This is a genomic window from Thiomonas sp. (assembly GCF_054608695.1).
On sequence record NZ_JBTRXV010000002.1, the window covers coordinates 85,137 to 101,381 of the forward strand.

General features: G+C 67.3%; 13 protein-coding genes and 1 riboswitch. Of the genes, 6 read left to right on the forward strand and 7 right to left on the reverse strand.

The features are described 5' to 3' along the window. Positions 1-99: 99 nt before the first annotated feature. From ACYCUK_RS02460 to ACYCUK_RS02490, 7 genes are read right to left on the reverse strand one after another with little or no spacing between them, the layout of a single operon-like run. Positions 100-2,106: a proton-conducting transporter transmembrane domain-containing protein gene (locus tag ACYCUK_RS02460; RefSeq protein ID WP_461593251.1), complete on the reverse strand. Its 2,007-nt coding sequence runs from the start codon at positions 2,104-2,106 to the stop codon at positions 100-102. After that, positions 2,093-3,046: an NADH-quinone oxidoreductase subunit NuoB gene (nuoB, locus tag ACYCUK_RS02465; protein WP_461593252.1), complete on the reverse strand. Its 954-nt coding sequence runs from the start codon at positions 3,044-3,046 to the stop codon at positions 2,093-2,095. Before nuoB ends, ACYCUK_RS02460 begins: the two co-directional genes overlap by 14 nt. 10 nt (positions 3,047-3,056) lie before the next feature. Further along, on the reverse strand, positions 3,057-3,503 hold the full coding sequence (locus tag ACYCUK_RS02470; RefSeq protein WP_461593309.1) for an NADH-quinone oxidoreductase subunit D-related protein: 447 nt from the start codon (positions 3,501-3,503) through the stop codon (positions 3,057-3,059). Between the two features lie 6 nt (positions 3,504-3,509). After that, positions 3,510-4,679, reverse strand: a complete 1,170-nt coding sequence (locus ACYCUK_RS02475) for an NADH-quinone oxidoreductase subunit C (protein WP_461593253.1) — start codon at positions 4,677-4,679, stop codon at positions 3,510-3,512. Position 4,680: 1 nt separating this feature from the next. Further along, positions 4,681-6,138 (reverse strand): proton-conducting transporter transmembrane domain-containing protein, encoded by a 1,458-nt coding sequence (locus ACYCUK_RS02480; protein WP_461593254.1) that lies wholly within the window; start codon positions 6,136-6,138, stop codon positions 4,681-4,683. A 36-nt stretch (positions 6,139-6,174) separates the two neighbouring features. Then, positions 6,175-6,855, reverse strand: a complete 681-nt coding sequence (locus ACYCUK_RS02485; protein ID WP_461593255.1) for a hydrogenase — start codon at positions 6,853-6,855, stop codon at positions 6,175-6,177. A gap of 16 nt (positions 6,856-6,871) precedes the next feature. Further along, complete coding sequence (locus ACYCUK_RS02490) at positions 6,872-7,816, reverse strand: respiratory chain complex I subunit 1 family protein (RefSeq protein ID WP_461593256.1); 945 nt, start codon at positions 7,814-7,816, stop codon at positions 6,872-6,874. A 38-nt stretch (positions 7,817-7,854) separates the two neighbouring features. Continuing rightward, a riboswitch (Fluoride riboswitch) is annotated at positions 7,855-7,925 on the reverse strand. Positions 7,926-8,535: 610 nt separating this feature from the next. Here ACYCUK_RS02490 and mraZ point away from each other — a divergent pair. Genes mraZ through mraY form a run of 6 tightly spaced genes read left to right on the forward strand, consistent with a single transcriptional unit; the run spans position 8,536 to position 16,240 of the window. Continuing rightward, positions 8,536-8,964 carry a division/cell wall cluster transcriptional repressor MraZ gene (gene mraZ / locus ACYCUK_RS02495; protein ID WP_461593257.1) on the forward strand — a complete coding sequence of 143 codons (429 nt, stop codon included), beginning with the start codon at positions 8,536-8,538 and terminating at the stop codon, positions 8,962-8,964. 12 nt (positions 8,965-8,976) lie between these two features. Next, positions 8,977-9,978 (forward strand): 16S rRNA (cytosine(1402)-N(4))-methyltransferase RsmH, encoded by a 1,002-nt coding sequence (rsmH, locus tag ACYCUK_RS02500; RefSeq protein ID WP_461593258.1) that lies wholly within the window; start codon positions 8,977-8,979, stop codon positions 9,976-9,978. Beyond that, the gene (gene ftsL / locus ACYCUK_RS02505; protein ID WP_461593259.1) at positions 9,975-10,274 is read left to right on the forward strand and encodes a cell division protein FtsL; all 300 of its coding nucleotides are present in this window, start codon (positions 9,975-9,977) and stop codon (positions 10,272-10,274) included. Before rsmH ends, ftsL begins: the two co-directional genes overlap by 4 nt. After that, positions 10,271-12,145 (forward strand): peptidoglycan D,D-transpeptidase FtsI family protein, encoded by a 1,875-nt coding sequence (locus ACYCUK_RS02510; protein ID WP_461593260.1) that lies wholly within the window; start codon positions 10,271-10,273, stop codon positions 12,143-12,145. Before ftsL ends, ACYCUK_RS02510 begins: the two co-directional genes overlap by 4 nt. Beyond that, positions 12,142-15,072 carry a bifunctional UDP-N-acetylmuramoyl-L-alanyl-D-glutamate--2,6-diaminopimelate ligase MurE/UDP-N-acetylmuramoyl-tripeptide--D-alanyl-D-alanine ligase MurF gene (gene murF / locus ACYCUK_RS02515; RefSeq protein ID WP_461593261.1) on the forward strand — a complete coding sequence of 977 codons (2,931 nt, stop codon included), beginning with the start codon at positions 12,142-12,144 and terminating at the stop codon, positions 15,070-15,072. The genes ACYCUK_RS02510 and murF overlap by 4 nt, the downstream gene beginning before the upstream one ends. Continuing rightward, a complete protein-coding gene (mraY, locus tag ACYCUK_RS02520; protein ID WP_461593262.1) occupies positions 15,062-16,240 on the forward strand; it encodes a phospho-N-acetylmuramoyl-pentapeptide-transferase in 1,179 nt (392 codons plus the stop codon). Before murF ends, mraY begins: the two co-directional genes overlap by 11 nt. Positions 16,241-16,245 lie beyond the last annotated feature (5 nt).

Consider the following 16,245-nt stretch of genomic DNA (forward strand, 5'->3'; position numbering starts at 1 on the left):
GATGCGTGCCCGGCGCGCTGCCCAAAGCGGCACGACAGCAACCGGGATTGTTGTTGTTTTCTCTGCAGCGGGTGGCTCGCGGCGGCCGTTGTGCGCGCATCAGGTCGGCGGCGCCCACACCAGAACCAGTCCGAACACCAGCACCAGCAGGATGCCGATGTAGGCGAGATATGCGTTCATCAGGCCGTTCTGCAGAAAACGCAATCGGCGCGCCAGCCCATGCACCGTGCGCACCGCCGGGGTGAACAGCAGCGCGCCGAACACGGGGGCTTGCGAATAGCTGAACTGCAGCTCCTTGAGAAAGTAGGGCTTGCCTTCGAACTGCCGCGCCACGGCGTTGTGCGGGCGGTAAACAAAGTTGTAGAACACCCGCATCGCGTTGGAGAACGACAGCGCGGTGGTCGCTCCGGCGTGGGCGGCGTAGTCTTCGCCGCCGCACCACAGCGGCGCGCGGCGTACCGCAAAGCGCCTGCGGCCCCAGACCAGCCAGAGCGGCAACAGCGCCAACAGCGGCACGGCCAGCACCAGCATGGCCGGGGAGATGAAGGCAAACCCTGCCGACAGCGGCACCAGCAGCCAGCCATGGGTCATTTGCCGTGCAGCATTCGCGGCGGGCCAAGCGGCTTGTTGCATCAGCGGCAGCCACCACACCAGGGTCACGGCGAACACCGGCACGGCCAGGCCGGTGATGAACACGGAGAACCTTTGCAATGCCGTCAGTTCCGTCTGGTGTTTGCGATGTTGCGCGGAGTGCTCCTCGTTCTGCCCCAGCAGGCCGACGCCGAACAGCTTGACCATGGTCGCCAGGGCGATGGCGGTGGTCAGCGCCAAGCCCGCTCCGGCCAGCGCCAGGGCGATGCGCGAGCCGTCGCCTTTCAAGGTGAAGTCGTGGAACAGGGACTGGAACAAATACCACTCGCTCACAAACCCGGCGGTGGGCGGCATGGCGGCCAGGCTCATGGCGGCGAACACCGCACCCAGGCCGAGGGTGAGCGGCGCATGGCGCAGGATGGCGCTTTGCCGCAGATGATGGTTGCCCTGCAGCGCGGCGGCTGAATCGGCCGTGAGAAACAGGCTGCCCTTGGCCAGGCTGTGGCCCATGAGGTGAAGCATGCCCACCGTCCAGGCCAGCGCCGACAGCATGTCCTGGCCACCGGCGCGGAAAATCAGCGCCGCGCCCAGCGCGGTCACGGCAACCCCGGCGTTCTCGGCGGAGGAAAACGCCAGCAGCCGCCGCCAGTCGCTTTGCTGGAAGGCGTAGAGGATGGCGAGGATGGCGGTGAACATGCCCGCCGCCAGCACCACCACACCAAAGCCCGCCAGCCAGGGCGGGTTGCCCATCCATTGCAGCAGCGCACGGCCCAGGGCGAAGTAGGCGGCGTTCAGGACGATGCCCGACATGAGCGCGCCGGTGGAGCCGCTGCCGCTGCCGTAAGCCCCCGGATACCACTCGTAAAACGGCAGCAGTCCGAGCTTGGCGCCGAAGCCTGCCAGCCACAGCAGGCCGAGGAAGAAGGCCGGGGCCACGCCCCATCCGGTCCACTGCAGGGCGTAGGAGCCGAAGGCCAGACGCTGCCCCAGCATCAACACCGCCAGCAGCAAGGCCACGCCACCCACCTCCAGCAGCGCGAGCATGAACAGGTTGTCGTGCCCGGCCTGCACGCTGCGATGGTCGGCCAGCAGCATGAGCGCGCCGCCGAAACCCATCACCTCCCAGGCGATGAGAAAACTCGCGCCGTCTTGCAGGCCATACACGCCTAAAGCGCCGAGCAGCGACAGCGCCGCGCCTGCGGCCCAGCCGCGTGTGTGCTTGGCGCCGCCGCGCAGGGTTGCAAAGAAGGCGGGCAGCAGCGCAGGCAGCATCAGCCACAGCGCGGCGGCGTCGGGGTGGAAGATGACGGGGGCATCGCCGAGTTGCAGCACGGCCTGCCCCGCGCCACCGCTGGGCAGGCCCCACAGCGCGCCGACGGCGGCGAGCACGCAGCCCAGCGCGAGAAGCAAGCGGGGCAGGGCCGTACCCGTGAACAAATCCGCCAGCAGCGCCAGCACCCAGGTCAGCGCGGCCAGGCCGAAGGCGGCCAGCGCGATGGCATCAGGCGTGTTCATGCCGGCCTTGATGGACGCGCTGCGGTCGGCGTTGCAGCAGCATCAGCAGGGCTTCGATCAGCGCCGCCGGGTTGGGCGGACAGCCGGGCAGCCACACATCCACCGGCAGGATGCCCTCCAGCCCCTGATGGCAGGCATAGCCGCCACCATTGGTGCCGCCGCCGGTGGCGCAGGTGCCCGCAGCCATCACCCAGCGCGGCTGCGGCATGGCCTCATAGGTGCGCAGCAGCGGCTCGCGCATCGCGGCAGTGACGGGGCCGGTGACCAGCAGCAGATCGGCGAAACGCGGCGACGGGGTGAAGAACACACCCAGCCGGTGCAGGTTGTAGAAGGGGTTGAGCAGGGCTTGCAGCTCGCTCTCGCAGCCGTTGCACGAGCCGGCATCGACGTGGCGGACGTGCAGGCTCTTGCCGAAGATTTTGAGTTCCCGCGTGAGCGCCTGTTCGTTCGAGTCTCCCCCTCCCGACCTCACCCGCGCGGTGGGGGAGGAGAGAACGGCGCTATGCAAGGATTGTTCTGTTCCTCCCGACATCCCCCACGCGGCGGTGGATGAGTGATTCGCCCCCTCCCCACGCTGTGGGGAGGGTTGGGGTGGGGAGGTTTTTACCGAACCATGGTTCAACAAATCCGCCTTGTCGCGCACGCCGAAGGCCCAGTCGTGGCTGACGCTGAACGCACCCTCGGGGCAGACCTCGGTGCAAAGCTGGCAGCCGACGCAGCGGGCGTAGTCGAGTTGCACATGTTGGCCAGTGTCGACGCCAATTGCGGACGCTGGACATGCGGCGACGCAATCATTGCAGCCGCTCTGCGCCGCGGTGCAGCGCGTAGCGTCGAAGCGTGGCAGGCCGAGCACGCCCTCCTGCCCGTCGGGGCCGGGGCGCTGCGGCCAGGGTGTGGTGGCGCGGCCCTTGTGCAATCCGAACCAGGTCCATACCGGCATGCTCGTCTCCTTACCGATCCGCACCGGCGACGGACAGGCCGAAGCTGGCCTCGTTGATGGCGTAGTCCATCATGTTGCTGTCCTCCACGGTGAAGGGGAACACCCGCCAGTTGGAAAACGACGGGTCTTTGATCTTGACGCGCTGCAGCCGGGTGCGCGTGGCATCGAGATGCACGGCATACAGCAGGCCGCCGCGCGTGCCTTCCACCCAGCCCAGGCCTTCACCATGGGGATCGGCTGGTTCCAACACCTCGTGCCGCAGCACCGGACCGGGCTTGACGCGGCCGATGGCCTGGCGGATCAGCGCCAGCGACTCGCGGATCTCCTCCATGCGCACCAGCGAACGGGCGTGGGCGTCACCTGTTTTTTGCACCGGCACGGAAAAGCGCATCTTCTCGTAGTTGGCGTAAGGGTGGTCGCGGCGCAGGTCGCGGTCGAGGTCGCTGGCGCGCTCGATCGGGCCTCATGCGCCCTGGTCGAACGCAACCTGGCGGTCGAGATGGCCGGTCGTCATCAGGCGGTCGAGATGGCTGCGGGTGTTTTCAAGGCGCTGCAGATAGCTGTCGATGTCGTCGGTGACGGTGTCGAGCGCGGCGTCCAGGCCGCTCACATCGAGGTCGCGGCGCAACCCGCCGGGGGTGATGAGGCCGCGCAAGAACCGGCTGCCAGTGAGTTTGGCGTTGATCTGCTTGAGCCGTTCTTCGAGCAACAGCCCTTGCGCCTCGCCCACTTTCAGCGTGGTGGTCTTCGACAGATGGCCGAGGTAGTGCAGGTGGTTGTAGAGCCGCTCCAGTTCCGCGAGGATGACGCGCAGATAGCGCGAGCGCGGCGGCGCACGCCAGCCCATCGCGCCTTCCACCGCCTGCGCAAACGCCAGCGCGTGCGCCACCGAGTCGATGCCGCTGACCCGCTCGGCGAGCACCGCGCCCGCACGGAGGTCGGGAGCGCGCAAGGCGACGCCGGGCACTTGAAAACGCGCTTCCATCGCGCGGTGTTTGTAAAACAGCCGCGGGTGATAGTGCAGGATGCCTTCGCCGATGTAGAAGAACAGGAATTGGGCGGACTCCACGATGTCCGCCCGCACCGGGCCGAAGGGCAGGCGCTGGATGTCCGGCCCCAAGACCTGCGGCACGATGGGCGGCTGCGGCGTGAAATCGAGAGCCGCGGCGTGGATGTCGAAACCATGCGCAAGCGGTGCTGGTTGGCGCGGCATGCCTTCGTGCAGCACCAGCGGGTTGGGCTCGGGGTGGCCGGTGAAGCGCAGGCCGTCAAGGTCCATCATCTCGCGCTCGTACCAGCCCAGCAACGGCAGCTTGTTCGCCAGCGAGGGCAGGGTGTGGTCCTCAGGCCGCACGCGCCAGACTTTGTAGGGCTGGTTCGCGCCCTGGCTCCCGAGGAAGCCGCCGGGCCGCCCCAAGGCTGCCTCACCCCCATGGGGGGCGGGAGCCGCTTGCGGCGACCTGGGGGCGCTCACGACATAGATCACGTCCAGCCCGCCGTCGCTGCAGCCGCAGGCGTAGGCCATCTGCATGCGGCCATGGGCGCTGGGGGTGTCGCCCAGCGCGGTGAGCAGGGCGTCGGCGGCAGCGGGCAACTCTGCAGGGCTCAGGCGGGTGGTGTCGCAGTGGCGCATCTCACACCCCTCCCAGTTGCGCGGCGATGCCGGCCAGATGGTTCCAGATCGGCGGCAACCACCACAGCCCGAGCAGCAGGATGGCGGCCAGAGCCACGGCCATTGGCGCCACATGCGTGAAGCGGAGTTTCAGGTGTGGCGCATGCTCCGGCCGCGAGCCGAAATACATCGCGCGGAAGTGGTTGAGAAAGCCGATGAAAATGACGATGAGCAGCACCGCCATCCACCACACCGCCCAGGGATTGGCGCTTTCCATGCCGCCGCGCAGGATGGTGAGTTCACTCAAGAACAGACCGAAAGGCGGCGCGCCGGTGATGGCCACGGCTCCGGCCAGCCACATCGCTCCGGAGCGCGGAAAAAAGCGCAGCACGCGGCGGATTTTGCCGATGTCCTTGCTCGCGTAAGCATGCATCGTGTTGCCCGCGCCGAAGAACACCAGCGACTTGGTGAGCGAGTGATTGAGCATGTGATACAGCGCGCCGATCACCCCCAGGGGTCCGCCGAAACCGAAGCCCAGCGCGACCACGCCCATGTGCTCCACGCTGGAATAGGCGGCGAGGCGCTTGATGACGGTCTGGTGGCTGATGAACAGCGCCGCCACCAGCAGGCTGAACGCGCCCAGCACCACGAGTGCGGTGCGCGCCGTGGCCTCGATGCGGGTGTGCTGCAGGATGTTGAGGTAGCGCACGATGCCCAGCATGGCGCAGTTGAGCAGCGCACCCGACAGCATGGCCGACACCGGCGCCGGGCCCTCGCTGTGCGCATCCGGCAGCCAGGTGTGCATCGGCGCCAGGCCGACCTTGGTGCCGAAGCCCACCAAGACCAGCAGGAAGGAGAGCAGCAGCAGCACCGGCTCGGCCTTGGGGGCGATGCCGGCGAGGTTGGCCCAGGTCATGTCGTACTCCGGGCCGAGGATGAACGTACCGGCCCAGTAAAACAGCACCGTGCCCAGCAGCGCCAGACCAAGACCTGCGGAGACGATGACGATGTACTTCCAAGCCGCTTCGATGCTTTCCGGCGCGCGCTGAAAGCCCACCAGAAACGCGCTGACGATGGTGGTGAGGTCAATGGCGATCCAGTACAGCCCGGGGTTGTTCTGCACCGGTGCCAGGAACATGGTGAGCGCGAACGCGGCGAACAGGCTGTAGAAGCGGTGCAGCCGCGCCAGCTCGCCATGCATCCAGCGCATGTAGCCAATGGCATAGATGCTGGCCAGCAGATAGACGATGGCCAGGCACAGCATCACCCACACGCCGAAATCGTCGAGCAGCAGGTAGTGGTTCAGCGCGGTGATCGCCGTGTCGGGCGTGGCGATGAGCAGCACGACCACCAGGATGAGGTCGATGATCGCCGCGGCGAGATTCAGAGCCTCGGCCAGCCGCGAGTGCCGTGACACCCAACTGCCCACCGCCGCCAGCGCAGTGACGGCCCAGATGGCATACAAGACATTCCAGATCACGTCTTGCTCCAATCGCGTCGTTCGCTGGTCATCGCCTCACCCCACCAAGCGCGTGAGTTCGCGGCTGCTGGTCGTGCCCACTGCCTTGTGCAGGAAGCGGATCAGCATGCCGAAGGTGGAGACGATGATCAGCAGGTCGAACAGGATCACCATTTCCAGCAACAGCGGCATGCCCGGCACCAGGATTTGCGAGCCGAGAAAAATGCCGTTCTCGATCACCAGCAGGCCGAGGATGGAACTCACCGCCTCCGCGCGCAGCACCAGCATCAGAAAGCCGATGAGCTTGAGCGCGAACATGGCGGTCAGCGCCAGCACGGCGATGTTGTCCACCAGGTTCATGCGCACGCCCAGCTTCTCCGCCACCGCATAGGAAAACAGCACCAGAAAACCGCCGAGCACGATGCTCGACGCCGGTTGCAACAAGGGCGTGAACTCGCGGTTCTGCCCCAGGCCGTTGACGATGCGCACCAGCAGATACGGCAGCAGGGTGCCGCGAAACAGCGCGGTCAGCGCGGCGATGAAAATCAGCTCCGGGTAATGCCCGGTGATGCCGATGGCCAGCGACAGCGCCGCAATCACCCATGACTCGGCGGCGAAGGCCAGGATGTGGTTCTTGATCCAGTGCGAGCCCAGCATGACGAAGGCCAGGATGAGCGCGATGATGATCAGCAGGCTGAAGATGGATGCCTGCACGCCGCCGAGGTGGAAGATCAACATGGCTCTTGCCCTCTGCTCAAACCTGCCGCGCGACGATGGCGAGGATGGCCATCAGGAAGGACAGCGCCAGCGGCTCCTGATAGCGGTAAAAGCGCAGGCGCGACTGCGCGGTATCGACGAACACCATCACCAGACCGAGGGCGAACCATTTGGCCAGCAGCGCCACGGCCGCCCCCAGAATGCCCAGCGTCGTGCCCTGGATGGACAAGCCCCAGGGGATGGTCAGCACATTGAGGAAGATGGTGTAGAGAATGGCCTGCTTCATCCACGATGCCCACTTCAGCAGCGCCAGCAGCGGGCCGGAGTATTCGAGAATGCGCGCCTCGCCGATCATGTAGATCTCGTCGTGGATGCTCGAATGGATCGGCAGGCGCTCGGTTTCCACCGTGAGCAGAATGAAAAACGCCGCCACCAGGAACAGATGCGCCGGGCCCCAGAACACCGCCGGCTGCGCCACCAGCAGGTGATTGACGACGAAGGGCAGCATGGTCTGCGCCAGCAGGGTGATGCCGACGAACACCATGATCAGCGTCGGCTCGGCCAGGATGGCCAGCATGGCCTCGCGGCTCGACCCCAGCCCGCCATAGGGATGACCGCTATCGAGGCCCGCGAGCAGGATGGCGAAGCCGCCCAGCGTCAGCATGAGGCCGCCGCCCAGGATGTCGCCCATGTCCGAGAGCGGCAGCGGGTAGTTGGTCAGCACCGGGATGAGGATGGGCACCGTGAGCATGGCCGAGAACGCCACCACCGGCGCGGCCCAGAAAATCCACGACGCGGTTTGCGGCACCACGAGTTCTTTGCGGAACCACTTGGCCAGGTCGCGGTAGGGCTGAAACAGGCTGGGGCCTGCGCCGCGCTGCACCTTCTCTTCCATCATGGCGATGAAGCCGTGCAGCAGCGGAGAGAGCGACACAATCGCCAGCACCTGGGCGATCTGTTGCCATGCGGCTTGTGCTTGCATCGACTCCTCCCATGCAGATCGCCCGCCGCACGCAGCGGCACTGGGTAGGAGTCATCAGCCACCGGCTGGCGCCGGGGCGGTTGCGGCGAACTCCATCGCCGTCTCGTTTGCAATCAGTTTAAAAGCGTCGAAAGTCCCAGGTCAAGGCGACATTCGTGCCCAAATGCAACGAACCTGGCCGACCTGCTCACCCATGGCCGCCCCGGCTGGCAGGGCATGGCATGGACTTGCCAGCGGTACGACAAGAGGCAGGTTCCCGTGACCCAGGGGGGCGGTCCTGGCGGCCGAGCCCAGCCAAGCCAAGCCAGGGCCGCGTCGGACCCCAGCGCCGGCATGCTGGATGAGTGGGAAGACGACGGCCGCAGGGTTCTGCCTTCTTGCGCCCTGCATCAGGCCAGGCCAGGCCGCACCTGGCCACATGCGGGCCATGCGCCGTGCCCCGCGCAGGGCGATCGCCAGCTTCGCGCCTTGCAGTGGCCTCGACACGAATGTATCGCTTGCACTTATGGATTCAAGTGCTTCATTTAAGGGCATTTTTTTGACTTTATCTGTCCAAAAACACAGCTTTGATGGCAGCGCTAAGTGCTTGTTTGATAAGCCAATTTTTCAATTTGCCCTATTGACGATGGTCTTTTTGCCCCCTACAGTGCAGCCAAGTGCAAAAAAGTGGGTAAAAGTGCAGGGGCCGGGCTCTGCGCTGAAGGCAATCGGAGAAGCGCGTGTTCATTGGCATATCGGCGTTGACGCTGGACGGCAAGGGTCGCATGACCGTGCCTGCGCGCCACCGCGACATGCTGCTGGCGCAGGCTGCCGGTCGGTTGACCCTGACCAAAAGCCCCGAGGGCTGCCTGATGTTGTTCGGCGACGCGCAATGGCAGGAATTTCGCGCCAAGATCAGCCAGCTGCCCATGGCGGCGCAGGGCTGGAAGCGCATCTATCTGGGCCACGCCACCGAGACCGAGATCGACGCCACCGGGCGTGTGCTCATCTCGCCTGAACTGCGTGCGGCGGCGCGCATCGAGCGCGAGATCGACTTGATCGGCATGGGTTCGCATTTCGAGATCTGGGACCGCGCCACCCACCAGTCGCGCGAGGCGGCGGTGATCGAGGCCGGCATGCCTGAAGCGGTGCGCAACATCGTGGTGTGAAGGTGACTCCAGATGCCAAACCCCGCCCCCACCGCTGCAGCGCCGCTGCAGCACCGCACCGTTTTGCTGCACGAAGCCGTCGAGCTGCTGTTGACCAACCCGGCCGGCATCTACCTGGACGCAACCTTCGGTCGCGGTGGCCACACGCGGGAGTTGCTGGCGCGCCTGGGGCCGCAGGCGCGCGTGGTGGCGCTGGACCGCGACCCCCAGGCCATTGCCGCCGGCCAGGATTTGGCGCGGGCCGATGCGCGGCTGACGCTGGTGCACGCCGCGTTCTCCGAATTGGGCGCGGTGCTGGATGGGCTGGACTTGCCCAAGGTGCAGGGCATGCTGTTCGATCTGGGCGTGTCGTCGCCACAACTCGACGAGACCCGGCGCGGATTCAGCTTTCGCGGCGACGCCCCGCTGGACATGCGCATGGACACCACGCGCGGCCTGACCGCGGCGCAATTCCTGGCCGAGGCCAGCGTCGATGACATCACCCGGGTGCTGAGAGACTATGGCGACGAACGGGCTGCTTTCCCGATTGCAAAGGCGGTTGTGGCTCGCCGCGAACGGGGCGAGCCCGTCACGCGTACCGCAGAGCTTGCCGGCCTCGTGGCGCAAGCGGTGCGCAGTCGCGAACCGGGGCAAGATCCGGCCACGCGCACCTTTCAAGCTCTTCGGATTCACGTCAATGCCGAGCTTGCCGAACTCGAAGCGGCACTCGCGCAGGTGATGGCCAGGCTGGCTGATGGAGGGCGACTCGTGGTCATCAGCTTTCACTCACTCGAAGACCGCGTCGTGAAGCAGTTCATGGCGCGGCAGTCGCGTGCGCCCGAACAGACGCGCGAGCAACTGCGCCTGCCGGTGGCGCCGGCGGCGTTTCATCCGGGCTTGAAGCTGTTGACCAAGCAACGCCCCGCTGCGGCCGAAGTGAAGGCCAATCCGCGTTCGCGCTCGGCCATGCTGCGCGCCGCCGAACGCCTGCCTGGCGTGGTGGCCGCGGCAGCGGCGCCGGAGGTGGGCGCATGACGCGGCTGAACCTGCTGCTGCTGCTCATCGCCATGGCCGGCGCCATGCTCGTGGTGCGGGCGCAGTACGAGGCGCGGCGCACCTTTGCCGCGCTCGACGCGGCGCAGCAGCGGGCGATGCAACTGCAACTCGACCACGACCGCCTGCAGGTGGAAGTGCGCGCACTCTCCGTGCCCGGGCGCATCGAGGAGCTGGCGCGCAACACCCTGGGGCTGGTGCCGGTCACGCCGGCGCGGACCGACTACATCAGCGCCGCGCGGCTGCCCAGCCTGCCGGCATCCATTCCCACGCGATGAAGCTCATGAAAAAGCGCGCGGCCGCCTCAAGTTTTCGCATGCCTCTCGGTGGGAGGTTGCTGCAAGGCAGCGGCCTGGGGGCGTTTTCATCGCGTAACCTCGGTCCGGCTCCGCGCCAGGCGCACAGCAGTCCGCTGTTGCGCCTGCGCCTGCCGCCCGGGCGCGCCTGGCTGGTCAAGGGCCTGCTCTACCTCGCCTTCATCGCCCTGATCGGGCGGGCGCTGTGGGTGCAGGTCATCACCACCAACTTCTACCAGCAGCAGGGTGATCTGCGCTTCATCCGCACCATCGAACTGCCCGCGATGCGCGGGCGCATTCTCGATCGCCACGGCAATATTCTGGCCTCCAGCATCCCCGTCAAAACCATCTGGGCCGACCCCGAAACCCTGGAGGCCGATCCGCGCAAGGTGGCCGAGCTGGCGCAACTGCTCAAGCTCAACGCGGCCGAACTGCAGCGTCGCCTGAGCCTGGACAGGCAGTTCGTGTACGTGAAGCGCCAGGTCGACATCGACACCGCGCGCAAGGTGCAGGCGCTGGGCATCAAGGGCATCTACTTCTCCCCCAGCTACAAGCGCTACTACCCCGAAGGTTCGGCCGCGGCGCAGCTGGTGGGCTTTACCGACCTGGAGAACCAGGGCCAGGCCGGCGTCGAACTCACGTTCCAGAAAGACCTGGCCGGCCATTCGGGTACGCGCAAGGTCATGCGCGACCGCCTCGGCAATGTGATCGAGGACGTCGGTGGCGGCGTGCCCCCGGTGAACGGCGACGACGTGCAACTGTCGATCGACAGCAAGATCCAGTACCTCACCTACCAGGCCTTGAAAGATGCGGTGGTGAACAACAAGGCCAAGAACGGCAGCGCCGTGGTGCTCGACGCCACCAACGGCCAGGTGCTGGCCATGGCCAACTACCCCAGTTTCGATCCCAACCATCGCCGCGACATGACCCAGTCGGACATGCGCAACTACGCGCTGACCGACACCTTCGAGCCCGGCTCGGTGATGAAGCCCATCACCATCGCCGCCGCGCTGCAGGCGGGTGTGGTGACGCCGCAGACCGAGTTCCACACGGCGCCCGGCTGCCTCAACGTCTACGGCAACAACATCTGCGACGACTTGGACAACGGCACCATCGCGCTGCCCCAGGTCATCCAGTATTCCAGCAACGTGGCGACGAGCAAGATCGTCATGCGCATGAATCCGCGCATCCAGTGGGATATGTACACCGCGGTCGGCCTCGGCCAGCGTCCGCAGGTGCCGTTTCCGGGCGCGGCCAGCGGTCTGGTGCGGCCGTGGGAGAAATGGCGTCCGATCGACGCCGTGACCCAGGGCTTCGGCTACGGCATCTCGGTCTCCACCTTCCAGTTGGCGCATGCCTATCTGTTGTTCGCCAACCATGGCCGCATCATTCCGGCAACCCTGTTGAAAAGCACCGCCACACCGCAAGGCGTGCAAGTGGTGTCGCCGCTGGTGGCGCGTGAGATGCGCAGCATGCTGGCCTTGGTCACGCAGCAAGGCGGTACCGCACCCGGCGCCGCCGTGCCGGGTTACACCACCGGGGGCAAGACCGGCACCGCCTGGATCTGGAAGGGCAAGGGCTACGACAAGCACCTGTTCCGCGCCCAGTTCGTCGGCATGGCACCCATCGGCCATCCACGCATCGTCATGGCCATCTCGGTCGACCAGCCCAGCGGCGGCAAGCATTTCGGCGGCGACGTCTCGGCTCCGGTGTTCGCCAGCGTGGTGCCGCAGGCGCTGCGCATTCTCGGCGTGCCGCCGGACCTGCCGGTCAAGCCCGACGTGGCCCCGGCCATCACCGCCGCCGCCCAGCCCTCCAAGCCCGCAAGCGCACTCCACAAGGAGGGTGCGTGAGCGCCGCGCCCGGCTCCGTCGGCGCCGTGCTGCATGCCGTGCGTGCCGCCGCGGTTCCAGCCGGGGCAGCCTGGACTTGCGACTCGCGCCAGGTGCAAGCCGGCGATCTGTTCATCGCCTGGCCCGGCGCCGCCAGCGATGGACGGCGCCATCTGCCCGAGGCCTTCGCTCGTGGCGCCGTGGCCGCCCTGGTGGAGGACGACGGTGCCGATGGCTTCGATCTGCCGCCCGCCACGCTGCGCGTGCGCGGCCTGAAAGCGCTGGCCGGCGAACTTGCCGCCGCCTGGTACGGCCAGCCCTCGCGCCACATGACCGTGCTGGCCATCACCGGCACCAATGGCAAGACCTCCTGCGCACTCTGGGCGGCGCAGGCGCTGGCCGCCGCCGGCAAGCCTTGCGGCGTGGTCGGCACCCTGGGCGCGGGCCTGCCCGGCGCACTGCAAGCCACCGGCCTGACCACACCCGACCCGGTGCGCCTGCAGCGCGAACTGGCGGCGATGCTGGCGCAGGGGGTGCGCCATGTCGCCCTCGAAGCCTCGTCCATCGGCATCGAGGAAGGGCGCCTCGCTGGCCTGCAGGTTCACACCGCCGGCTTCACCAATCTGACGCAAGACCATCTCGACTACCACGGCGATATGGCCGCCTATGCCGCCGCCAAGCGCCGCTTGTTCGACGCCCACGGGCTGCAAGCCGCGGTGCTCAACATCGACGACGCCATGGGCGCAGCCCTGGCGCAACACACGGCGCAGCGTGGCATGCGCGTCATCACCACCGCGCTGGACCAGCCTGCCGACTGGCGGGCCGAGCTTGCCGACACGCCCACTGGCATGGCCGTCGAGTTGTGTCACGCCGCGCAGCGGGCGCAGGTTGCGCTGCCGCTGGTCGGGCGCTTCAACGTCGCCAATGTGCTGGTCGTGTGCGGCCTGCTGCAAAGCTGCGGTCTGGGCTTCGAGGCCATCGTGCAGGCGCTTGGCGCCATCGCCCCGCCACCCGGGCGCATGCAGTTGATGGGTGGACGCGACGCGCCGCTGGTGGTGGTGGACTACGCCCACACCCCCGATGCCATCGCCCAGGCGCTGCAGGCCTTGCGCCCCGCAGCGCAGGCGCGTGGCGGCAAACTGTGGTGCCTGCTGGGTGCCGGTGGTGACCGCGACCGCAGCAAACGCGCGCCGATGGCCGCCGCTGCCGAAGGCTTGGCCGACCGTGTCGTGCTGACCAGCGACAACCCGCGCAGCGAAGCGCCGCAAGCCATCCTCGACGACCTGCTGCAAGGCATGGTCGCGCCGGTGCAGGGCCTGGTCGTGGCCGACCGCGCCCAGGCCATCGCCGAAACCGTGGCCCATGCCGCTGCTGCGGATGTCGTGCTGCTGGCCGGCAAGGGGCATGAGACGACGCAGGAACAAGACGGACGCAAGGCGCCGTTCTCGGATGTGTTCCATGCCCGCCTCGCCCTGGCGCAGCGCGGCGGCGGGTTGTTCGCCCTGCGCGAACTGCAGGCCTGGGTCGGTGGCCGATTGCATGGCGATGCGCTCACGCCGATCACCCGCGTTTGCACCGACACCCGCAGCCTGCGTCCTGGCGACCTGTTCGTCGCGCTGCGCGGCGAACGCTTCGACGCCCACGACTTCCTGCCCCAGGCGGCGGCAGCCGGCGCTGCCGCCGTGCTGGCCGAACGCGGCGTGGCGCCATGCGGCCTGCCCGGCGTGGAAGTGGCCGACAGCCTGCAGGCACTGGGCCGGCTTAGCCAAGCCTGGCGCCGCCAGCAAGGCGCCATGGCGCTCGCCGCCGTCACCGGCAGCAACGGCAAGACCACGGTGACGCAAATGATCGCCGCCATCCTCGCCGCCTGGCTGGGCGAGGACGGGCGCTTGGCGACGCAAGGCAATTTCAACAACGAGGTCGGCCTGCCGCTCACCTTGCTGCGCCTGCAGCCGCAACACCTGGCCGGGGTGGTGGAGCTGGGCATGAACCACCCGGGCGAAGTGGCGCGGCTGGCGGCCATCGCCGAGCCGACCGTCGCACTGGTCAACAACGCGCAGCGCGAGCACCAGGAATTCATGCACACGGTGGAAGCCGTGGCACGCGAGAACGGCAGCGTGCTCGCCGCGCTCGCGCCGAGCGGCGTCGCCGTCTACCCCGCCAGCGACAGCTATGCGCCGCTATGGCAGTCGCTGGCCGCAGGGCGCCGCCTCATGCGCTTCGCGCTGCACGAGGTGACCGAGGCGCCGCCCGCCGCCGAGGTCAGTGGCTGGGCCGAGATGGCCTATCAGGCAGCCGCGAACGCCGAGCCGGGCATGCGCTTGCACCTGCGCTCACCTGCAGGCGAGGCCCGCGTGCAGTTGCAGGTGATGGGCGCGCACAACGCGCACAACGCCCTGGCCGCAGCGGCCGTGGCGCTGGCTTGCGGCGCCCCGCTCGACGCGGTGGTGGCCGGGCTGGAGACGTTCCGCCCGGTGGCCGGGCGCATGCAGCGCAGCCGGCTCGAGCTGCCCGGCGGACATGCCATCAGCCTGATCGACGACAGCTACAACGCCAACCCGGATTCGGTGCGCGCCGCGATCGACGCCCTCGCCGCACTGCCCGGGCGCCGCCTGCTGGTGCTGGGCGATATGGGTGAAGTCGGCACGCAAGGTCCGGCGTTTCACGCCGAGGCCGGCAGCCATGCCGCCGCACGCCGCATCGACGCCGTCTGGGCCGTGGGTGATCTCGCGCGTCATGCGGCCGATGCCGCGGGGCAGGATGGTGTCGCGGTGCGCCACGCGGCAAATGTCGAGGCCTTGGCGGTCGATGTCGCCGCGCTGCAGGGTTTCGACGCGGTGCTGGTGAAGGGCTCGCGCTTCATGCGCATGGAGCGGGTGGTGCGCGCGCTGCAGGGCTTGGGCACGCCGCCGAGCGCCGGCGCGAAGGAGGCCAGTCATGCTGCATAGCCTGGCCATGTGGTTGATGAGCGTTTCACCCGAGCTGCGGTTTTTCCGGGTGTTCAACTACATCACCTTCCGTGCCGTGATGAGCACGCTCACGGCGCTGTTCATCGGCCTGGCCGCCGGGCCTGCGGTGATCCGCAAGCTCACCGCGATGAAGGTGGGCCAGGCGGTGCGGCAGGACGGGCCGCAGACCCATCTGATCAAGACCGGCACCCCCACCATGGGCGGGGTGCTCATCCTCATCGCCATCACCGCCTCCACGCTGCTGTGGATGGACTTGTCCAACCGTTTCGTCTGGCTCGTGCTCATCGTCACGCTGGGTTTCGGCGCCATCGGCTGGGCCGACGATTACCGCAAGGTGGTCTACCGCGACCCCAACGGCATGCGCTCGCGCGACAAGTATTTCTGGCAGTCGCTGATCGGCCTGCTGGCGGCGTTCTATCTGGCGTTCGCGGTGTCGGGCAGGGGCAATGCCCAGGTGCTGCACCTGTTCGTCGAATGGCTCAAGAGCGGCCTGTCCATGCCGCTGCCGCCCGCGGCCGACCTCATCGTGCCCTTCTTCAAATCGGTGAGTTATCCGCTGGGCATGCTGGGCTTCATCCTGCTGACCTATTTCGTCATCGTCGGCTCCAGCAACGCGGTGAATCTCACCGACGGTGCCGACGGCCTGGCCATCATGCCCACGGTCATGGTGGGCGGCTCGCTGGGCGTGTTCGCCTACGTCACGGGCAACGCGGTGTTCTCCAAATACCTGCTGTTCCCCTACATCCCGGGCACGGGCGAGTTGCTCATTTTCATCGGCGCCATGGTCGGCGCCGGGCTGGCTTTCCTCTGGTACAACGCCTACCCGGCGCAGGTGTTCATGGGTGACGTTGGTGCGCTGGCGCTGGGCGCCGCTTTGGGCACCATTGCCGTGATCGTGCGGCAAGAGATCGTGCTGTTCATCATGGGCGGGGTGTTCGTCGCCGAAACCGTGTCGGTGATGATCCAGGTGACGTATTTCAAGTACACCAAAAAGAAATACGGGCAAGGCCGGCGCATTTTCAAGATGGCGCCGCTGCACCACCACTTCGAGCAACTCGGGGTGAAGGAATCGCAGGTGGTGATCCGCTTCTGGATCGTCACCATGATGTTGTGTCTCGCTGGCCTCGCCAGCCTGAAGCTGCGGTGAGGGCC